The sequence below is a fragment of the Paenarthrobacter sp. Z7-10 genome, assembly GCF_026932795.1.
Taxonomy (GTDB): Bacteria; Actinomycetota; Actinomycetes; order Actinomycetales; family Micrococcaceae; genus Arthrobacter_M.
Genome location: NZ_JADPVH010000069.1, coordinates 1 through 18,572 on the forward strand (window position 1 = coordinate 1; position 18,572 = coordinate 18,572).

General features: G+C 63.5%; 19 protein-coding genes. 10 read left to right on the forward strand and 9 right to left on the reverse strand.

Annotation, left to right across the window (positions count from 1 at the left end; translation table 11 throughout):
* Nucleotides 1-235: 235 nt before the first annotated feature.
* The 4 genes from IV498_RS16385 to IV498_RS16400 form a co-directional block, all read right to left on the reverse strand.
* Nucleotides 236-982 (reverse strand): ThuA domain-containing protein, encoded by a 747-nt coding sequence (locus tag IV498_RS16385; RefSeq protein ID WP_269048159.1) that lies wholly within the window; start codon nt 980-982, stop codon nt 236-238.
* 2 nt (nt 983-984) lie between these two features.
* Nucleotides 985-2,088 carry a Gfo/Idh/MocA family protein gene (locus IV498_RS16390; protein ID WP_269048160.1) on the reverse strand — a complete coding sequence of 368 codons (1,104 nt, stop codon included), beginning with the start codon at nt 2,086-2,088 and terminating at the stop codon, nt 985-987.
* Nucleotides 2,089-2,268: 180 nt separating this feature from the next.
* Nucleotides 2,269-3,588, reverse strand: a complete 1,320-nt coding sequence (locus tag IV498_RS16395; protein ID WP_269048161.1) for a CAP domain-containing protein — start codon at nt 3,586-3,588, stop codon at nt 2,269-2,271.
* Between the two features lie 307 nt (nt 3,589-3,895).
* Complete coding sequence (locus IV498_RS16400; protein ID WP_269048162.1) at nt 3,896-4,147, reverse strand: hypothetical protein; 252 nt, start codon at nt 4,145-4,147, stop codon at nt 3,896-3,898.
* Nucleotides 4,148-4,646: 499 nt separating this feature from the next.
* Between IV498_RS16400 and IV498_RS16405 the strand changes: the two genes are divergently transcribed.
* Both IV498_RS16405 and IV498_RS16410 read left to right on the forward strand, forming a co-directional pair.
* On the forward strand, nt 4,647-5,060 hold the full coding sequence (locus tag IV498_RS16405; protein WP_269048163.1) for a hypothetical protein: 414 nt from the start codon (nt 4,647-4,649) through the stop codon (nt 5,058-5,060).
* 25 nt (nt 5,061-5,085) lie between these two features.
* On the forward strand, nt 5,086-5,913 hold the full coding sequence (locus tag IV498_RS16410; RefSeq protein WP_269048164.1) for an MBL fold metallo-hydrolase: 828 nt from the start codon (nt 5,086-5,088) through the stop codon (nt 5,911-5,913).
* Between the two features lie 36 nt (nt 5,914-5,949).
* Here IV498_RS16410 and IV498_RS16415 read toward each other — a convergent pair whose 3' ends face one another.
* A complete protein-coding gene (locus IV498_RS16415; protein WP_269048165.1) occupies nt 5,950-7,308 on the reverse strand; it encodes a 6-phospho-beta-glucosidase in 1,359 nt (452 codons plus the stop codon).
* Entirely contained in the window at nt 7,305-8,090 is a 786-nt protein-coding gene (locus IV498_RS16420; RefSeq protein ID WP_269048166.1) for a DeoR/GlpR family DNA-binding transcription regulator, read from the reverse strand. The genes IV498_RS16415 and IV498_RS16420 overlap by 4 nt, the downstream gene beginning before the upstream one ends.
* A 226-nt stretch (nt 8,091-8,316) precedes the next feature.
* On the opposite strand from IV498_RS16420, the gene IV498_RS16425 reads away from it, so the two are divergent.
* Genes IV498_RS16425 through IV498_RS16440 form a run of 4 tightly spaced genes read left to right on the forward strand, consistent with a single transcriptional unit; the run spans nt 8,317 to nt 12,367 of the window.
* On the forward strand, nt 8,317-9,294 hold the full coding sequence (locus IV498_RS16425; protein ID WP_269048167.1) for a carbohydrate kinase family protein: 978 nt from the start codon (nt 8,317-8,319) through the stop codon (nt 9,292-9,294).
* Entirely contained in the window at nt 9,291-10,646 is a 1,356-nt protein-coding gene (locus tag IV498_RS16430; protein ID WP_269048168.1) for an extracellular solute-binding protein, read from the forward strand. The genes IV498_RS16425 and IV498_RS16430 overlap by 4 nt, the downstream gene beginning before the upstream one ends.
* A gap of 3 nt (nt 10,647-10,649) precedes the next feature.
* Nucleotides 10,650-11,546: a carbohydrate ABC transporter permease gene (locus tag IV498_RS16435; protein WP_269048169.1), complete on the forward strand. Its 897-nt coding sequence runs from the start codon at nt 10,650-10,652 to the stop codon at nt 11,544-11,546.
* Nucleotides 11,543-12,367, forward strand: a complete 825-nt coding sequence (locus IV498_RS16440) for a carbohydrate ABC transporter permease (RefSeq protein WP_269048170.1) — start codon at nt 11,543-11,545, stop codon at nt 12,365-12,367. The genes IV498_RS16435 and IV498_RS16440 overlap by 4 nt, the downstream gene beginning before the upstream one ends.
* Before the next feature lie 8 nt (nt 12,368-12,375).
* Here the strand turns inward: IV498_RS16440 and IV498_RS18980 are convergent, their stop codons facing one another.
* Together IV498_RS18980 and IV498_RS16445 are read right to left on the reverse strand one after the other, a co-directional pair.
* Nucleotides 12,376-12,756 carry a hypothetical protein gene (locus IV498_RS18980; RefSeq protein ID WP_330059773.1) on the reverse strand — a complete coding sequence of 127 codons (381 nt, stop codon included), beginning with the start codon at nt 12,754-12,756 and terminating at the stop codon, nt 12,376-12,378.
* A complete protein-coding gene (locus tag IV498_RS16445) occupies nt 12,686-13,351 on the reverse strand; it encodes an NAD-dependent epimerase/dehydratase family protein (protein ID WP_330059771.1) in 666 nt (221 codons plus the stop codon). Before IV498_RS16445 ends, IV498_RS18980 begins: the two co-directional genes overlap by 71 nt.
* A 388-nt stretch (nt 13,352-13,739) precedes the next feature.
* Between IV498_RS16445 and IV498_RS16450 the strand changes: the two genes are divergently transcribed.
* Complete coding sequence (locus tag IV498_RS16450) at nt 13,740-14,138, forward strand: hypothetical protein (protein ID WP_269048171.1); 399 nt, start codon at nt 13,740-13,742, stop codon at nt 14,136-14,138.
* Between the two features lie 97 nt (nt 14,139-14,235).
* On the opposite strand, the gene IV498_RS16455 is transcribed toward IV498_RS16450, so the two are convergent.
* On the reverse strand, nt 14,236-15,153 hold the full coding sequence (locus IV498_RS16455; protein WP_269048172.1) for an IclR family transcriptional regulator: 918 nt from the start codon (nt 15,151-15,153) through the stop codon (nt 14,236-14,238).
* Nucleotides 15,154-15,304: 151 nt separating this feature from the next.
* On the opposite strand from IV498_RS16455, the gene IV498_RS16460 reads away from it, so the two are divergent.
* From IV498_RS16460 to dgoD, 3 genes are read left to right on the forward strand one after another with little or no spacing between them, the layout of a single operon-like run.
* Nucleotides 15,305-16,486, forward strand: coding sequence for a 2-dehydro-3-deoxygalactonokinase (locus IV498_RS16460; protein ID WP_269048173.1), 1,182 nt, complete (start codon nt 15,305-15,307; stop codon nt 16,484-16,486).
* Complete coding sequence (locus IV498_RS16465; RefSeq protein ID WP_269048174.1) at nt 16,470-17,129, forward strand: 2-dehydro-3-deoxy-6-phosphogalactonate aldolase; 660 nt, start codon at nt 16,470-16,472, stop codon at nt 17,127-17,129. The genes IV498_RS16460 and IV498_RS16465 overlap by 17 nt, the downstream gene beginning before the upstream one ends.
* Nucleotides 17,126-18,274, forward strand: coding sequence for a galactonate dehydratase (gene dgoD, locus IV498_RS16470; protein ID WP_269048175.1), 1,149 nt, complete (start codon nt 17,126-17,128; stop codon nt 18,272-18,274). The genes IV498_RS16465 and dgoD overlap by 4 nt, the downstream gene beginning before the upstream one ends.
* Nucleotides 18,275-18,572 lie beyond the last annotated feature (298 nt).

Consider the following 18,572-nt stretch of genomic DNA (forward strand, 5'->3'; position numbering starts at 1 on the left):
TACAATGCAGTAGCAAGGGTGTCCAGATCGGCGTCCACGCGGGCCTCCAAGTTCGGCGTTTGGGTTTGATACCGCCGATTCTGGGCACCTTTGCCTACAAAAACACCACGCCGCGCCGAGACGACCCCTTGGAATTACTCATCTAGGGTGTATCCGCCCGCGGCGGGATCGGGGTGCGCGGCCAGGCGGCAGCGCAAACAATGCGGCTTCGCCGACCATGCGGCGGCGCCGCGGGTCAGGGCAGGAACCAATCCCGCTCGGGATGGACGACGGCGGGTTCGCTGCGGTCAAGGCCGGGTTGGGCGGCCCATTGCACCGCGTTCGCCAGCACCTGGCGGATGTGGGTCTGGTGGTAAACCGGATATTCCTGGTCACCCGGACTGAAATAGAAGATCCGGCCCTTGCCGCGGGTAAAGGTGACGCCCGATCGAAATACTTCGCCACCGGCGAAGGAACTGATGAACACCAGCTCATCCGGAGCGGGAATGTCGAAGAACTCTCCGTAGGTCTCCTGCTGGTCGATGACGATGGGGCTTGGGATGCCGCGGCTGATCGGATGCGTCGGATTGACGGTCCACACCAATTCCCGCTCAGCCTCATTGCGCCACAACAGGGACGCGGTGGTGCCCATCAGCCGGGTAAAGATTTTCGAAAAGTGCGCCGAATGCAGCACCAGCAGTCCCATGCCCGCCAGCACGTGCCGCTGCACCCGGTCCACCACTTCGTCCGAAACCTCGGCGTGTGCGATGTGTCCCCACCAAAGCAGCACGTCGGTGTCCGCAAGCACGTCTTCGCTCAGGCCATGGTCCGGGTCTGCAAGGGTGGCCGTGTGGATCTGCGCCTGCGGGTGATGTTCGGCAAGGCCTTGGGCGATGGCGCCGTGGATTCCGTCGGGGTAGTTAACGGCGATGCTCGCGGGCCGCTGCTGCGCCTCGTGGACCCCTTCGTTCCATACCAAAATCTTCAGTTCCCTGGGCGCCATGATCAGAGCACCACTTCGCGGTGTTCGTCCGCCGACTGGTAGCAGGCATCGATGATCCGTGCCCGGCTCAGGGCCAGCGAACCGTCGTGTTGAGCCCAAGCCGTTTCACCGGCCCGCACCACGGCCACGAAATCCTCGACCACCTGCTGGTGTGCCCGTCCCGGCTCTGCCGCCGGAGTGTAGTCCGCGTTCATGCCATCTCTTTCCGTATAAACCCTAAGGTCCGCCACCGGGGCGCTCGGAGCACCAGTGGCCCGCAGATCGGCGCCACCCTCGGTGCCGAACACCGAGAAGTCCATCAGGTCCGGCTCCGGACGGAAACTGGCCCAGCCAGCTTCGATGATGAGCGTGGCGCCGCCGTCGAGCCGCAGAAAAGCCGTGGCGAAGTCTTCCACCTCAAAGGCGAAATTGCTGCTCAGGGCCGTTTCCCTGTCATTACCGCCACGGCCGCGCGGCCCGAGCTCCGCGTAGGTGGCGGCCGAGACGCTGACGACCTTTGGCTCCCCCAGCAGGTACAGGGCATAGTCCAGGACATGGACGCCGATGTCGGCCAGCGGACCTCCGCCGGACATTTCCTTGTTGGTGAACCAGCTGCCCAGCTTGAGGATCCCCGAGCGGCGCAGCCAGGAAGCTTTGGCGTAATAGGGCCGGCCCAATTCGCCGCTGTCAAGAATTCCTTTAAGGACCTGGATGTCGCCGCGGCGGCGGTGGTTGAATGCTACGTCCAGAACCCGGCCCGACCGGCGGGCGGCGTCCACCATCTCCTGGCCCTCGTCGGCACTGCGCGCAATCGGCTTTTCACTGAGCACATGAAGTCCTCGCTCCAGTGCGGCCACCGCTATGGGTGCGTGCAGGAAGGTAGGAACGGCAATGCTTACCGCATCCAGGTCCTCAAGTTCCAGCAGCTGCTGCCAGTCGGCAAATGCGTTGGGAATGCCATAGCGGTCCTGCAGCTGGGCCAGCAGATCCACTTCTTTGCCGGCCAACGCCGTTATCCGCACTCCGTCGATGCGGCTGTAGGCCTGCAGATGCTGCTGCCCGGCCCAGCCCAGCCCTATCACGCCCACACGCAAGTCGGCGTCGGCTGAACCATTGCCCCGTGCCATATCCAGACCTCTCTGCAGCAGACGCGGGCCATCCCCGGCGGCCTGTGGTGTTCCTCCACCCTCTCATCCGGATATCACGGACGACAAGGGCAAACGCCGCCTGCTCCCTGCCTCCTGGGTATCACCCGACGACGAGCAACAGACGCCAGCCGCCAGTCCCCTGGCGCCTGTCGCCCGGGTTCAGCTGCCGATGAGCAGCGGCGTCCAACCCCCATGACCAATAGTGATCCGCGGCAGGAAGCGGTTCGCACCAACCGGGTAGTACTGCAGGTTGCCGGCAGTATCGCGTGCCAGAATTCCGGATTCCTCGTCCCCAAGATGGTTGGTCACGCTGGAGATATGGTCCATAGCATTCCAGCCACCATTGCCAATGACCGCTCGAGACTCGGACACGAAGCGGCCGGCGCCATTGCCGCGGTACAGCTTCAGCTGACCCTGCGGGGTTCTAGCCACGACATCCATGTACCCGTCGGCGTCAAAATCGAGCGACAGTGTCGTCAGTCCCCGCCAGCCCACTCCAATCTGGGTGCGGTTGTTGAGAACACCACCAGTGGTGTTCCGGTAGTAGTATAGGCCACCGGTGGCACGGTTCGTTGCGAGGATGGACGGATAGACATCGCCGCGGCTCCAGGTTGTCACCGAGATGTCATAGCCGGCCCAACCGCCGTTCCCAATGACTTGGAGGGGCCCCATCAGCCCGTTTGACTGCCCGTAGCTCACAGTCAGCCGACCGGAATTCCACACCGTCACGAGATCCGATATGCCGTCCGAGTTCCAGTCCGTCACCTCGATTTGCTGGGCCGTGCCCCAACCCGAGGAAATGTATTTGCGCTGCCACAGGTCCGCCCCATGGGCGGAGCTGTACACATAGAGTCCGCCGTCGACATCCACCACCGCCACATCACCGGGTTTGATGACAGGCATGGGCGGCAGCGTGGCGCGGGTGGAGGGATAGCCCACCAAGTTCAGTACCACGCTGTACATGCCTGCCCAGCCGGCCTTCGTCGAACGGACGTAGCCGATGCCGACGTCCGTCACCCGCGGGTCCAGCAGTGCGGCCCGGTGCGAGGGTGAATTCATCCACCAGTCCACCACCTGTTGGGGAGTGTTGTTGATGGCTATGATTTCGGAGTACCAGTCGTAGCCCTCGGGCAACAGGCTGCCCCAGCCTGCGGGACGGTGAATGGTTGCCATATCCAGTTTGTCCTGGTCGATCCGCGTGTCGATGGTGGCAGCCCACTGCTGCGATATGGCGGCGATTTTGGCGTTCCACACCACGCGGGTGAGTCCGTTGTCCGCCCGGTACTGGTTGGTCAAACGCAGCACCTCTTTGACGAACGGGTCCGCTGCGCTCGGGACCGTCATCGGCGTCGAAGCCGTGCGCACAACCGTGGTAGAAACCGCCGTCGTCGGCGCTGCGGCCAAGGCGGGCGCTCCTCCGGTCAGCAGCAGGGACAGCAGAAGGACAAACGCCGTAAAAAGTCCACTAATTTTTCGCACAGGACCGCCTAGCTGATCGGTTCGGGGGGGGACAGCGGACAAAGCCGCGTGGCTTTGATGCCGGCACAGGAATGTGCGGCGGCACGGTCCGCGGGAATGCTTGCAGGATTTGGTTCAGTAAGTGCTTGTATCCCTCACCATCGGCTCAGGGATACTGCAGGTAAGGACACGCCGACGGTTATAGAACAATTTTTTTGCCGCCTGGTCCACGGCAGAGCCGATGGCGACGGCGGGCGGCGCGTTCCAGCCCGGCAGGAGCGCGGGAGGACAGGGAAGCGTGCGAGCTGCCAGGCTCACCGCGGGCGGATCAGTCCCAGCTGCCGCCGGGCTCAGAGGTACCCATGAAGTCCTCGCCGGTCATCCCGGAAACCGCCGTCCAGGACGGCTGGTTGTTCATTGGCGCCCGCTCCAACAGGTGCTTGAGCAAGGCTAGTTCCGGATGTCCCGGATCGGTGGCGACGTGTCGACGCAGTCGCGCGCGGATCTCCTCGCGTTCCGGAGCCGGGTCATTGAGTACGGTTTGGATGATCTCCAGTGCCTGCCGTCTGGTTGCGGGCATCTGGGCTCCAGCGGGCGCCTCCGGGTCCAGAAAGGCGAAGCGCGGGGCAACTGGACCATTACCGGTCTCTGGATCGTGAACACGCCCGTCCGCAGGCCCTCTCCTTAAAAACTGCTTGCCGGAACGCTTCGGTGGCACTGGAGGAAAATTCGACGGAAACTCCAACATCACGGCACATCCTTCTCTGCCGACGCGCGCCCCGGTTTACTCCAAGGCTTGCTTGTTCCAGATTGCTCCATCCTGTACGGGCTGTTTGGACGTCCAGTCTGTGACAGATCAGTAATGACATGCTACCTCCGCAAAGACCGGTCTGTCTCGCTTTCCAACGATACGTCGGGATGTTTCGTCCCCGCTGTGTCCGCGTTTGCCGTTTCGCTCGATATCTGCGGACCCCTTCGGTCGCGGCCGCCGTTTGGATGCACTTTAATGGAACCGGACGGCCGCCGGATGGCGTCCGTCGCCTGCCTGTCAGGGGCACAGAGCAGCAGGGAGTCAGAGGTTGGAGATTGCGCTCGTCATCGTCGCCGTAGTGGTGGCGTGGGCACTGGCCGTGGCGGTGATCATCAGGTTCATGATGGGCGCCAAGCGCCTCCGCGCGGCGGAAGATGCCATGGCAGCCCGAGCAGCGGAGGAGGCGGAAAATTCCACCGCCGAAAATCTCCTGCGGCGTGTCCCTGATGCGCATGTGGCCGGTGGGAACTTATCGTCAAAACATGAACGCCGCCTCGGGACCAACCCAGTGAGCAGCGAGTCCCAGCCTGCGGAACTTGCTGGACAAACATCCATCAACGATTTACTGATCGAGGCGGGTGAGGAGCCGATCCACCCGATAGTGGTGGCCGCGCCCACCGACGCCCAGATCCACGCTTTTATGGCCGACGGCGACGGCACCGGACATGGTCGGCAGCAATGAGCCCCTGGCCGCCGGTGAGGAATCAATGAGCACTCCGCAGCTGCGCTGGCTGGGACAGGCAGGTTTCATCATTGCGGGCAACTCGGGCCGCGTGGTCGTCGATCCTTTCCTGAGTCAATTTCCCGGTCGGCTCGTCAGCCCGCCGGTACAGCCGGAGGATCTTGTCGGCAGTCTCGCCGTTCTGGTCAGCCACGAACACGTCGACCACATGGACTTGCCCACCCTTCGCCGCCTGCGGGAACTCGATCCGGCCATCCGCGTGGTGCTCCCGCACCCGTTGCTGGAGCTCGCGCGGTCCTCGGGGCTCGCTGGACCGCTGATTGGAGCCGTGCCCGGGCAGCCGATTGAGCTGGCGCCGGGGCTGACTGTCCATCCGGTGGCCTCCCGGCATGGCATCCATGTTGGCGACGCGTACACGTTTGGTCTTGAGCATGCGGGCGGTGGGTACCGCTACCTCGGCTACGTCCTGGATCTGGACGGTTACCGCATCTATCACTCCGGTGACACCCTGGATTATCCGGAGCTGGCCGACCGGCTGCGGGAGCTGCACACTGATGCTGCCCTGCTGCCGATCAACGGCCGCAGTGCCGAGCGGGAAAGCCAGGATCTGGTCGGCAACCTCAGCGCGGCCGAGGCAGTGGACTTGGCGGCCCGGTCCGGGGTGGCGCTGCTGATTCCGATGCATTATGAGATGTTTGCAGGGAACCGCGGCCCGCTGGGTGCCTTTGTCGAGCTGGTCCGGGAGCACCTGCCCGACGTCACGGTCCACGTCCCGGGCACGCGGGATTTCACTGCCCTGCCCGTCGGGATCGCTTCCGGCACGAAGGACCAGCTCCCGCTGCCCGACAACTGACCGCTGACCACAGCTCCAGTCCGGCCCGCGGTCCGGCTACGGTGTCAGCACACGGGCAACCTCCGGAATGCGGTCAATGTAGCCAGCCAGCAGATCCCGTGCCACCGTCACCGAATCCACCAGCGGGTGCAGCGCGAAGGCCTTCAGCGCCTCCTCGCGGGAGCCGGTCAGGGCGGCGGCTATGGTGTGGCGCTCCACGGCCTTGACCTGCTGCATCAGGCCCAGTTGGTACAGCTCGGGCTGTGCCGTGGTTTGTGGGTGGACGCCATTGGCATCGACCGTTGTGGGAATCTCTATCACGGCGTCCTCGGGCAGTCCCTGCACAGTGCTGCCGTTGCGGACATTGAGGATCATGGTGGAGCGCTCATTGCGGGCAATCGCCGCCATCACGCCCAGCGCCACGCCGGCGTACCCCTGCTGCCCCGGGTCCGTTTCCTGTTCCCGGTTCGTGGCCGGGGCGCCCTGTTCGCCGCCCTTGGCCTCCGCCATGTAACTGGCGCCGCGCACCCGCACCGTTTCGCGCCAAAGGTCCGCCGCGCCGTCGCCCGCCTGCAGCACGCGGTCAAAAAACTCGCTTTGGGTTTTGGCCAGGAAGTCACCGCGGGTCAGCTTGGAATCGATGATTCCGCGCACCGCGTCACGGTTGAAGTAGTAGTAGAACAGGTATTCGTTGGGGATCACGCCCAGAGTGCGGATCCAATCCGTGCCGAAAACGTGTCCCTCCTCCATCAGCGACAGCCGTTTCCCATCGGCCAGCAGCTGCGGCAGGACGTCTTCGCCGTTGTACATTACCCGGCGCATCCAGCCGAGGTGATTAAGTCCCACATAGTCCATCTGCACGCGGGTGTGGTCCAAACCCAGGAGCCCCGCCACGCGGCGTCCCAGACCGGAGGGTGTGTCGCAGATACCCAGTACCCTCTCGCCCAGCACCGATTGCATGGCCTCGGTGATGATGCCCGCCGGGTTGGTAAAGTTCATGACATAGGCGTGCGGGGCCAGCTCCCGAACTAAGGTGGCAAGTTCCATCATCACCGGAATGGTGCGCAGCGCGTACGCGAGGCCGCCCGGGCCCGTGGTTTCCTGGCCGAGAACGTTGAGGTCCAGGGCCACGTGCTCATCGCACCGACGTCCTTCGAGCCCGCCGACCCGCACCGCCGCGAAAACAAAATCGCTGCCCTCCACGGCGGCTTCCAGCGAGGTGGTGGGAAGCAGTCGTGGAGCGTCCTCGAAACCCGCGGCCAGCTGATCCAGGATGGCCACCATGGAGCGCAGCCGGTGCTCGTCGATGTCGTAAAGCGCCACCTCCGTGACCCGGGGGAAACCGCGGTCTCGAAGGAGCGCCTGGTATACGTACGGGGTGCGGAATCCTCCGCCTCCTACGATGCAAAGTTTCATGCGATGATTACCCTCCCGCCGGCTTCCCGGCATATATTCAGTGTTTGCTCATTGGCACCGGGGGTGGTGATGACCACGTCGACGTCCGCAAGGGAACAGAGCCGCAGCGCCCCGGTGCCCGGAAATTTCACCGCGGAGGCCATCAACACCACGCTGTCGGCGGCTTCGATCATGGATTGCTTGATGGGCGCTTCAACCGCCATGTTGTCCACGACGTTCCCCGCAGCGCGGACGCCGGTGCAGCTCAAAAACAACATGTCGGCGCTCACTTGAGTCAGTGCGTGCTGGGTGAGGGATCCAACGAAGGTGCGGTAGTTGCGGCGCAGCACGCCCCCGAGCAGCACCAGCCGCGCTGCGGAATCGTTCCGCAGTTCGTCCAGCACGGCAAGGTTGCTGGTAATGACGGTAACGGGCCGTCCGCGCAGCTCGCGGGCGATGAATGGCGTTGTGGTGCCAATGTCGAGCAGGACCACACTTTCGTCTTTGATCAGCGCAGCGGCCTGTTTCCCCATGGCCCGCTTCAGATCGGATTGCTCCCCCGCATCGGCTTCGAAGGCCTGCTCAATAGTGCCCCCGTCGCCGTCCTCAGTGACGGTCTGACCGGGTCGGACAGTGGCGCCGCCATAGGTGCGCGTCAGTTCTCCGTTGCCATCCAGCAGGTCAAGATCACGGCGGATGGTGGACTGGCTCACCTGCAGGGCCTGGGCCAGTTCGCTGACGGAGGCCGCGCCGCCGGAGCGCAGCGTCTTCAGAATACGGTCTTGCCGTTCCCTCAAGATCATGAAGACCAAGCTACGCCAAAAATGATTGGGTTTGCACTTCTTTGGCAAATAAATCGGGCGATTCGGCAAAAGGGACCGAAAGATCGTCAGACTTTGCCATTATTTTGCGCGGCCCGGGTTAAATATCATCAGCGCCGCTATAGTTGCTTCAAAGTCACGCAGGCCAGTTCGCTTCGCCGGACCGGCCCCGGCCATCGATTGGAGCTACGTGAGCGCTGGACAACCAGTGACAACCACGGCGCCGCACCTTGACCTGCTGTTCGCGGGTTCGATTTTCTGCGATCTGGTCTTCGCCGATGTCCCGCTCCCTGCGGCCGGCGCGGAAGTTTTTGCGAACGCCTTTGCCCTGACTCCCGGCGGCGTCGCCAACCGGGCCGTGGCAGCGGCACGATTGGGAGCGCGGACGGGCCTGCTCTCACAACTGGGCGACGACGCCCTGGGGACCAGCATCGACGCCATGCTCTGCGCCGAACCGGATCTGGACCTGGCATGGCTGCAACGGATCCCGGGTTTCCAAAGTCCCGTGAGTGTGGCCTTGACCGGAGCGCACGAACGCAGCTTCATTACATACCAGGAGGATGCCGACCCGTTGCAATGGCAGAACGGCGGACCCACCGTCGGAGCCACGCACGTGGGAGTACAACAGCCGCTTCCTGACTGGGTCGCCCGGCTGCGCGCCGCGGGCACGAAAGTTTTCGGCGGTGTGGGCTGGGATGCCAGCGGCGTCTGGTCGGAGACAGTGCTGCATCGGCTGGCAGAGGTTGACGTCTTCGTCCCCAACGATACCGAGGCCATGCGCTACACGCGCACCTCCACCGCCGCGGATGCGGCACGCGCGCTCGGAAATTACGTTGAGCTGGCGGTGGTCACCGAGGGATCCCGCGGTGCGGTGGCCTTCCAGCGCTCCACCGGAGAGCTCATCCAGGTTCGAACCGTCCCCGTTGACGCGATCGACCCCACCGGTGCGGGAGACGTTTTCGTAGCCGCTCTGATGGTGTCCGAGCGCTTTGGCTGGCCCTTGGGACAGCGGCTTCAACTCGCCGTGCTCAGCGCATCGCTGTCCGTGCGGACCCTCGGCGGAGCCGCCAGTGCGCCCCGGCCCTGTGACATCGCCGAATTCCTCAGCGCAGAGTCGCCGGCGGGAAATTGGTCAATAATCAAGGCGTGGGCAGCGGCCCAGGCCATCAGTGAGGAGAAGGAATGAAGAAGTTCAGCAGAAGAACCGTCCTGAGCGCCGGAACGGCTGCGGCCATAGCGCTGGCGCTGGAGGCCTGCGCTCCCGGCGGTTCGAAGACGACGACGGCGACCTCGGCCGCCGTTTCCACGGACATCGCGAGTGCCGGTAACGTGACCCTCACCGTCTGGGATCAGAACACCGATGGTGGCATCAACACTGCCCAGACGCAGCTCAACGCCGCGTTTATGAAGGAACATCCGAAAGTAAAGATCGAGCGGGTCACCCGTTCCTTCGCGGACCTGAAGACGACCCTGAAGCTGGCGCTGACATCGAAGACGGCACCCGACGTCGTCCAGGTCAACCAGGGATATCCGGATATGGGGTCCTTCGTCCAGGGCCAGCTGATCCGGCCCGTTGACGATTACGCCAAGCTGTACGGCTGGGACAGCTACTACCCGCAGCAGCTGCTGGATCTGAACCGCTTCACTCCGGACGGAAAGACCTGGCAGGCGGGAAACCTCTATGGGGTATCCCAGACCGGGGAAATGGTGGGCCTTTACTACAACAAGAAAATTCTGGCCGACCTGTCGCTGAAGGCTCCCCGAACCATCAGCGAATTCGAGGCCCTGCTGCCCAAGATCAAGGCCGCCGGCATGCTGCCGATCTCCTATGGTGATGTGGAGAAGAGCCCGGGCATCCACATCTACGGCATCGTCCAAGCCGCGCTCGCCGGGAAGCAAGCGGTCAGCGACCTGGTCACCGGTAAGGGCGGCGCCTGGACCGACGACAGCTCCGTCAAGGCTGCGCAGACACTGGTGGACTGGGTGGACAAGGGTTATCTGACCAGTGATGCGAACGGTATTTCCCGGGACGCCGCCCTGGCCGCCTTTAACTCCGGCAAGTCCGCCTTCACGATTACCGGCACCTGGCAGCTGGCCACCGTGGACAAGGCACTCGGCGCGGATGCAGGGTTCCTGGTACTGGCACCGGACTCCTCGGCGACGCCTGTCACCACCGGCGGCGAGGGATTGGCGTGGGGAATTACCGCGGCGAGCAAAAACGCCGACGCAGCAGCGGCCTATATTGACTACGTCACCAATGCGAACGCCAGCCAGGTGCTCATCGACACTGGCAACCTGCCGACCGTGCCCCCGAAGGACTGGGCTCCCAAGCCGAACACCCTCACGGCCGACATCGCCAGTTCATGGAAAAGCGTAAACGAAGGCTCCGGTATGGTGCCGTATTTGGACTATTCAACCCCGACTTTTTATGACACCCTCACCGCTGCCGTGCAGGAACTGACCGCCAAGCAGAAATCACCGACGGAATTCGCCGCGGCGCTGCAGGCGGACTATTCGGCCTTCATCGGGAAAAAGTAGTCCGTGGCAGCCATACTCCCGCGCAGGAGCCGGCGGAGAGTCCGGTGGAAGGCGTACCTCTACGTACTGCCGGCATTTGCCTTCTTCGCCATCTTCCTGGGCGTGCCGCTGCTGCAGACCGCGCAGTATTCTTTCTACGACTGGAACGGCATTGGCCCATCGACCTGGGCCGGCGTCCAGAACTACGTAGATCTGATCCTGGACCAAAAACTCCGCGATTCGTTCGTGCACGCCGGCATCCTGATCTTCTTCTTTGCCGCAGTTCCTGTGGTATTGGCGCTTGCCCTGACGGCGATCATCTCCCGCGGAGCCCGGATGCGGGGAATGTCGATCTTCCGGACGCTGCTGTTCCTGCCGCAGGTCATCGCCTCGGTGGTTGTGGCCACCACCTGGGTGGCGATCTACTCCCCCAACGGGCTGGTCAACCAGCTGCTTCGGGCCGTGGGACTCGATTCCATCACCACGGCCTGGCTGGGCGGATTCGCTACCGCGCTGCCGGCTGTCGGACTGATCGGAAGCTGGCTGGGCATAGGTTTGTGCCTGGTGCTGTTCCTGAGCGGCGTGGCCAACATTCAACCGGAACTCTTCGAGTCGGCGCGGCTGGAGGGGGCAGGACCAGTGCGCGAATTTCTCTCCATCACGCTGCCGGCGCTCCGTGGTCCCATTGCCGTGGCCCTGACGCTGACCGTCGTCGCCGCCCTGAAGACGTTCGACCTGGTTTACATCACCACCCACGGCGGACCGGGCAACGCCACCTCGGTTCCCGCTTACGAAGCCTATAACCGTGCTTTTAACACCGGGCAGGTCGGGTCAGCGGGGGCGGTGGCCGTGGTACTGACCCTGCTGATACTCATCATCACGGTCTTCATCCAGAAGTTGCAGCCAAAGGACGTCGAATGAGGATCCGCCGCCGGGAAATGGCCTTCAATTACACGGTGCTCATCATCTTCAGTGCGATCGCCGTGATACCCCTGCTCGGCGTGCTGCTCTCGGCCGTGACGCCCAAAGGCGACCCGCAGGGTGGATTCCAGCTTCCCTCCGGTCTCGACCTGGGGAATTTCGTCGAGGCTTGGAACCGCGGTCACTTTTCCACTTATATGACTTCCAGCGCACTGGTGACCATCTCCGTGGTGGTTTTGACCACCATTATGAGCACCCTAGCCGGGTTCGCCTTTGCCCGGATGGACTTTCCAGGTAAAAACGCACTGTTCTTCATGCTGCTGGCTGGGCTGCTGCTGCCTGCGGAGGCATTCATCATTCCGCTGTACTACAACCTGCGCAGCGCCGGCATCACCGACACCTACTGGGCGCTGATCCTGCCGCAGACAGCGCAGTCCCTGGCATTCGGCGTGTTTTGGATGCGCAACCAGTTCCGCACCTTCCCGCACGAAATCATGGAAGCCGGCCGGCTCGATGGAGCCTCCGACTGGAAGCTGCTCTGGAAGGTCATCGTCCCGCCGTCCATTCCGGCGATTTCCACCATGTGCCTGCTGGTGGCGATGTGGACCTGGAACGAATTCCTCATCCCGCTGATCATGGTCTCCAGTGAGAATCTTCGCACCGCGCCCCTCGGACTTGCCTTTTTCCAGGGCCAGCACATCACGGACTACTCACTGCTCGCTGCCGCGGGTGTGATCGTCGCGCTGCCCATCGTCCTGCTGTACATCTTCCTGCAGCGCCGTTTCATCTCCGGAATGGTCAACGGCATTTCCAGCCGCTGAAAGGCGCGCTACGCCGTGAGCGTGCTGTCTCCGAAGTCCAGCTGGCCGTTGTCCTGAAGCCAGCGCACCGCTTCGGCCACCGCTTGCAGGGAGGTGTACCGCGGAGCATAGCCAAGCACTTGTCGAGCCTTGTCAATGCTCATGGACGGGCTGCGCGAAATGTGCTCCCATGTCGTGTCCGCATGTGCCGCCGTCGTCGTCGTGCGGAAGTCCTCATACGGGACGAACCGCAGGTCTGCGCTGCGGCCGAACCAGGCGGCGACCGCCTCCGCAAATCCGCGCAAGGTCAGTGCCCGCGCCGAAACCACATGGAAGCTTTCACCAATGGCGGCCTCCGGTGGCGTCAGCGCCCAGCTCAAACGCCTGCGCGACGTCGTCCGGATGGACATGATGGACGGTTTCGAGACCAAAATTGGGCAGTGTGAGCGGCTCCGACGTGGCGAGCTTCGTCCAGACGTCCAGATCCAAATTGCCGGCCGGGTTAATAACAGGCCAACCGGGACCGCTGATGTGACCGGGATGCAGCACGACAGATTTGAGCCCCGAACCGCGGGCCTCGCGCCGGAGCAGCTCCTCAATGGCAGCCTTGCCGACGCCATATTCGCCGATCGGCGTGCGTGCAGACTCCTCTGTGACCGGGACTTCAACCGCCGTGCCATGCACCCAGATGCTGCCACAGTGCAGCAGAAGATCAACCCGTCCGCGGAGTCCATCAACGAGCTGCTGTGCGGACTCGGGTGTAAAGCACAGCATGTCAATGACGACGTCGGGACGCAGGTCTGCCACACGGCCGGCGAAGGTGCCGTCCGCGTCTCCGGCGGCACGGTCCATAGTGATCCGTTGCACCTGTTCCCAGGCTGGATGCTTCCGATAGGGTGCCCGAAGTCCCCGGCTGACCGCGACCACCTCATGCCCGGCGTCCACCAGCCGGGGGGTCAGATATCCGCCCACGTGTCCGGTGGCGCCAATGACAACAATGCGCATGCTAACTCCGCTTCTCCAGTGGCACTTCTGCTGCTCTTGAACAATGGGCTGCTCTCAGACCATTCTGCTGCATTCTCGCCGGATCTGCGGATTCGATGCATTCTGACCAGATCTGCGTCTTTCCAGCCCGGCTTGCTGAATTTTGGTCGGGCCTTTGCCGATCGGGGCACCGCCTGAAAATAAAGGAGCGTCACCGGGTTCTGAGGACTATTGCGTGCCAGCCGTCCCCGGACTACCTTGAAAGTCTAAGCGTGTGACTGTGGATTACCGCCGTCGGTGTGCCATAACTCTACGCCGTACTGTGGAGGGTTCTCTGCTGAAGCCCCATCGGGTCCGGGCCGTTGCGCGGCATCGGGAAGCTAACCAAACGCAAAATGAGGAGGATTCAATGGCACCGACTAATCCGCCGAAGGGCGACCGGGCAGGCAATGATTATCATGAGGGCGACAACCCGGCACCCGGTGGAAAGATCGACACGGGCGACAGCGCTGTGCCACCCTATGCGGGACGCTCCGAAGGCAGCGCGGAACGCGATGGCACTGCCAGAGCCATGGGCAGCAAGGAACCCCTGCATGAACCGCCCCAACCCGGATCGGACGCGGTACAGAGTTCAGACGATATGGCTCCGGAGGGTGTTGGTGAAAGTAGAACGCGGCGGGGGGAGGATATTGTCCAAAAGGATGGAAAAGAGGCAGGCCGGAAGGACACCGCCCAGAACGAAGGCCGCTCGAACCGGCCGGCTGGAGAGTCCGATGATCGGGACCGCACCAGCATCGATCCCGGCTAGTCCGGCCAGTATCTTTCGGCAGCGCCGCCAGGTTGCTCGCCAGCGCCGTCCCACGCATGGCCCCGCAGTCCGTTCCCGAAACTACCGTCAGTATTGGTCAGGGAACGGCGGCCAGCGGGGCGGTCTTGTCCCCCGAACCAGCCCGCGATCCGGCGTATCCGAGTTTTTTGGAGAGAGTCAGTGCCGTTTGTGCCATTACGTCCCGCAGCGCAGCCATACGGTCCGGAGGCATGTAGGGGTTAGTGGCAGTCAGACTGATGGCTGCCACTATCGCACCACTGCCGTCCCGGATCGGAGCTGAAACACAGCGGATTCCGGGCTCGTTCTCCTCCAGATCCAAGGCGGTCCCGCGTTCCGCGTATCCCCGCATGCGCTGAAGGAACACCTTCCGGGTTTCGTCGGCCACCGACATACCGGCGTGATCCCGGTCGAAAATTTCCGCCCACCGTTCCGACTTGTCCAGCAGCAGTGCCTTTCCGATGCCGGTTCGGCTTAGCGGCATCCGATGCCCCACCCTGGAGCGCATTTCAGCTCCGCGCGAACCCGGGATTTTATCGACGTAAAGCACTTGCCCTTCGTCCTCCACCGCAAGGTGCACGGTGTCCAAATATTTGGCGGTCAACTGTTCCAGCACCGGCCGCGCCAGAACTGGAACCGGGCTCTGATAGAGAGCCTTGAATCCAAGCTCGATCAGGGTTGAGCCCAGCGAATATCCCGAGCTTTGGCCGCTGTACAGAAACCCGCGCTGCTTCAGCATCTGAAGCAGCCGGTGTGCCGTGCTGCGGCCAATGCCGGTCGCGGCCACCACTGATTTCAGGTCGGTTGCCCCATCGGCCACGGCCCGGAGGATGTCCAACCCCCGAGCCAAGGTCTGCGTCCCCGGCGGCGGCACCTGGGCCTCGACCAGCCGGTCTTCCCGGCTGCCGGCCACCGCCTTCGGGCCGCCTGCCAGCGGGCCTCCCCGGCCGCCAACGGTCGCGTCCGGGTCTTCGGTCACCCCATCATGGAAATCCATCCGTCACCTCCGGCGTCCGCCTGCAGAATTCAAACTTCACGTCATCCCATTATGTAGGACGGGGTTTGAGATAACGGGATTGATGACCCAGTCTTGGATTATGCGCAGCGGCAGGAGGCCGATTGCCGCGACGCCGGGAAAATCAGAGGCCATGACGACTGACGCAGAAGCGCGCCTGATCGCGATCGATTGGGGCACCAGCTCGTGCCGGGCCTATCTCTTGGGCAGCAGTGGCGCCATACTGGCCCAGCGCGAGGAAGCCTCCGGAACCATGGCGGTCTCAGCGAGGGCAGCAAACGAAGCGATCAGCCGGGCCGTTGCCTTCGAACGGGCCTTTGACGACCTTTGCGAAGATTGGCTGCGGATCGAGCCGGCTCTGCCTGTTATTGCCTGCGGCATGGTGGGCAGCAACCACGGCTGGGCCGAAGCGGACTACCGCAACACGCCTGCAGAAATGGCCGACACGGGCATCCGGCTGACTACTGTCAGGACACGGACCGGCCGCAACGTCCACATCGTCCCGGGTCTGATCACCGGCGGAACCTTGCCCAGCGTGATGCGCGGCGAAGAGACGCAGATTCTGGGAGCCCTGGCCGCAAGCGGCGACGGCATCCCGGCACACCGCGCTCCCGGCCGTGGCGCCAGCCAAATTGTTCTGCTGCCGGGAACCCACTCCAAGTGGGTCCGGGTCGTCGGCACAGTCGTCTCCGACTTCACTACCTACATGACCGGAGAGGTGTTTGCCCTGCTCAGCAATGAGAGCACGCTCTCACGGCTGGCTCTTAAAACGGTCCGGAGCAGTTGGGACGCTTTCGACCGCGGTGTCGAGGTTGCTGCGTCCCCCGCCGGTGCCGGCGGATTCCTGGGTACCGCATTCTCCGCCCGGTCGCTGGCGCTGACCGGCGAACTCGCGCGGGAGGACATCCTGGACTATCTGTCCGGACTTCTGATTGGCGACGAGATTGCCGGCATCGGCCGTACTTGGCTGCTCGACGGCGAACGCTCGGTGATCCTCTGCGGCGCGGACGAGCTGAATTCGCGTTATCGCCGCGCGCTCCAGCGGTTCGGCATCACGGTTTCCCGGGAAGCTCAGCAGTCCGCAGCGGCGGGTATGTGGCTCACAGCCAACGCGGCGGGGCTGCTGTCCGAACGCGCCGCCGTCGTGCCTTCTGCGATGGCGTCTGGGCCTGAGCCTGAGCCGAAATCCGAAGCGGATGCGAAATCCGAAGCGGAAACAGAAGCGGAATCGGATACGAAGCCATCCGCAACTGAACCACAAACCCCTAACCCAGCTCCTCATACTGAAAGGCCAAGCCATGACCTCCCCCGGTAGCAGCGCTCGGAGCAGCACCACCACCCCGAGCCAGTTGATCGCCATTTTGAGAGGGCTGACCACCGCGGACGCCAAGGACGTTGGAGAGTGCCTTTATGAAGCGGGGTTTCGTTCCCTTGAAGTGCCGCTGAACTCCCCCGAGCCGCTGGCTACCATCCGCGTGCTGCGAGACCTGCTGCCGGCTGACTGCCTCGTTGGGGCAGGGACGGTGCTGACCGTGGATCAGGTGGCGCAATGCGCCGACGCCGGTGCGCAAACCATCGTCTCACCCAACACGGACACCGCTGTGATAGCCGAGACGGTCCGGCTGGGTATGGAAAGCTACCCTGGCGCGGCAACGCCCTCCGAAGCCTTCGCCGCCATCGGCGCCGGCGCCCGAAATGTGAAACTCTTCCCCGCCGAGCAGGTCGGAACCGCCGGGCTGAAGGCGTGGACCGCCGTCGTGCCTCAACACATTGGTTTGCTCCCGGTCGGCGGCGTGACCGCGTCCAACATCGCGGCATGGCTCGCTGCCGGCGCCACGGGATTCGGTATTGGATCTTCGCTGTACCGGCCTGGCATTACCGTCGAGGACCTGCGCCCGCGCGCCGACGCCATCTTCACTGCCTGGGAAACTGCCCTCTCGACAAGGAAATCAGCATGAAAATCACCAAGCTTTCCACTTACGCCGTGCCGCCCCGCTGGTTGTTTCTGAAGATCGAGACCGATCAGGGCGTCGTGGGCTGGGGCGAGCCCGTTATCGAGGGCCGCGCCGCCACTGTCGCCGCCGCCGTCGAGGAACTCTCCGACTATTTGATCGGCAAGGATCCGCGGAACATCGAAGACCTTTGGACGGTCATGTACCGCGGGGGCTTCTACCGCGGCGGACCTATTCTGATGAGCGCGCTGGCCGGCATCGACCAGGCGCTCTGGGACATCAAGGGCAAAGCACTCGGCGTCCCGGTGCACGAACTGCTCGGCGGCAAGGTCCGGGACAAGATCCGGGTTTACTCGTGGATCGGCGGTGACCGACCGGCCGAGACGGCTGCCGCTGCGCGCGAGGCTGTGGGCCGCGGCTTCACCGCAGTCAAAATGAACGGCACCGAGGAACTGCAGTACGTCGACAGCTGGGACAAGGTGGAGCGGGCCATCGCCAATGTGGCTGCCGTGCGGGACGCGGTGGGCGCCAACGTGGGGATCGGCGTCGACTTCCACGGTCGGGTGCATAAGCCGATGGCCAAGGTGCTGATCAAAGAACTCGAACAGTTCAAACTGATGTTCATCGAGGAACCGGTCCTGAGTGAGAACGTGGGATCGCTGCTGGATACCCTGCGGAACACGCCCACTCCCATTGCGCTGGGTGAGCGCCTGTTCTCGCGCTGGGACTTCAAAAACATTCTGGCCACGGGTGCCGTGGACATCATCCAGCCCGATCCCTCGCACTCCGGCGGTATCACCGAGACCCGCAAAATTGCCTTCATGGCCGAAGCCTATGATGTGGCCCTGGCGCTGCACTGCCCGCTGGGACCAATTGCGCTGGCGACCTGCCTGCAGATCGACGCCGGCTGCTACAACGCCTTCATTCAGGAGCAGAGCCTCGGTATCCACTACAACAAAAGCAATGATTTGCTTGACTATGTGGTGGATCCGTCGGTTTTCGCGTACGACGACGGCATGGTCGCCATTCCGGACGGGCCGGGGTTGGGCATCGAGGTCAACGAGGAATACGTCGTGGAACGGGCGCAGGAAGGCCAGCGGTGGCGGAACCCCATTTGGCGGCACGCGGACGGATCCTTCGCCGAGTGGTGACCTGCGCGACCGGTGGCATCAGCGAAGTGACGCAATCGCACGCCGCGCCTGGAGCATGCCAGTCGCGCACCTGGAGCACGCCAGCCGCGGCGATCCCCCCGTCACGCCAGTTAAGGACCTGAACAGCTCCTCGCCGGGCCAACCCACACGGTCGCTTGCATGTGTTGGTTGTTGAGTGCTGTGCGCGGCTCTGCGCTGCTGTGAGCGGCTGTGGCTGACGGTGGCTTTGACTGTGGATAACGGCGGCTGTGGATGACGGTGGATGTGGAGCGGGAAAATGTCAGTGCCCCGGCATAGC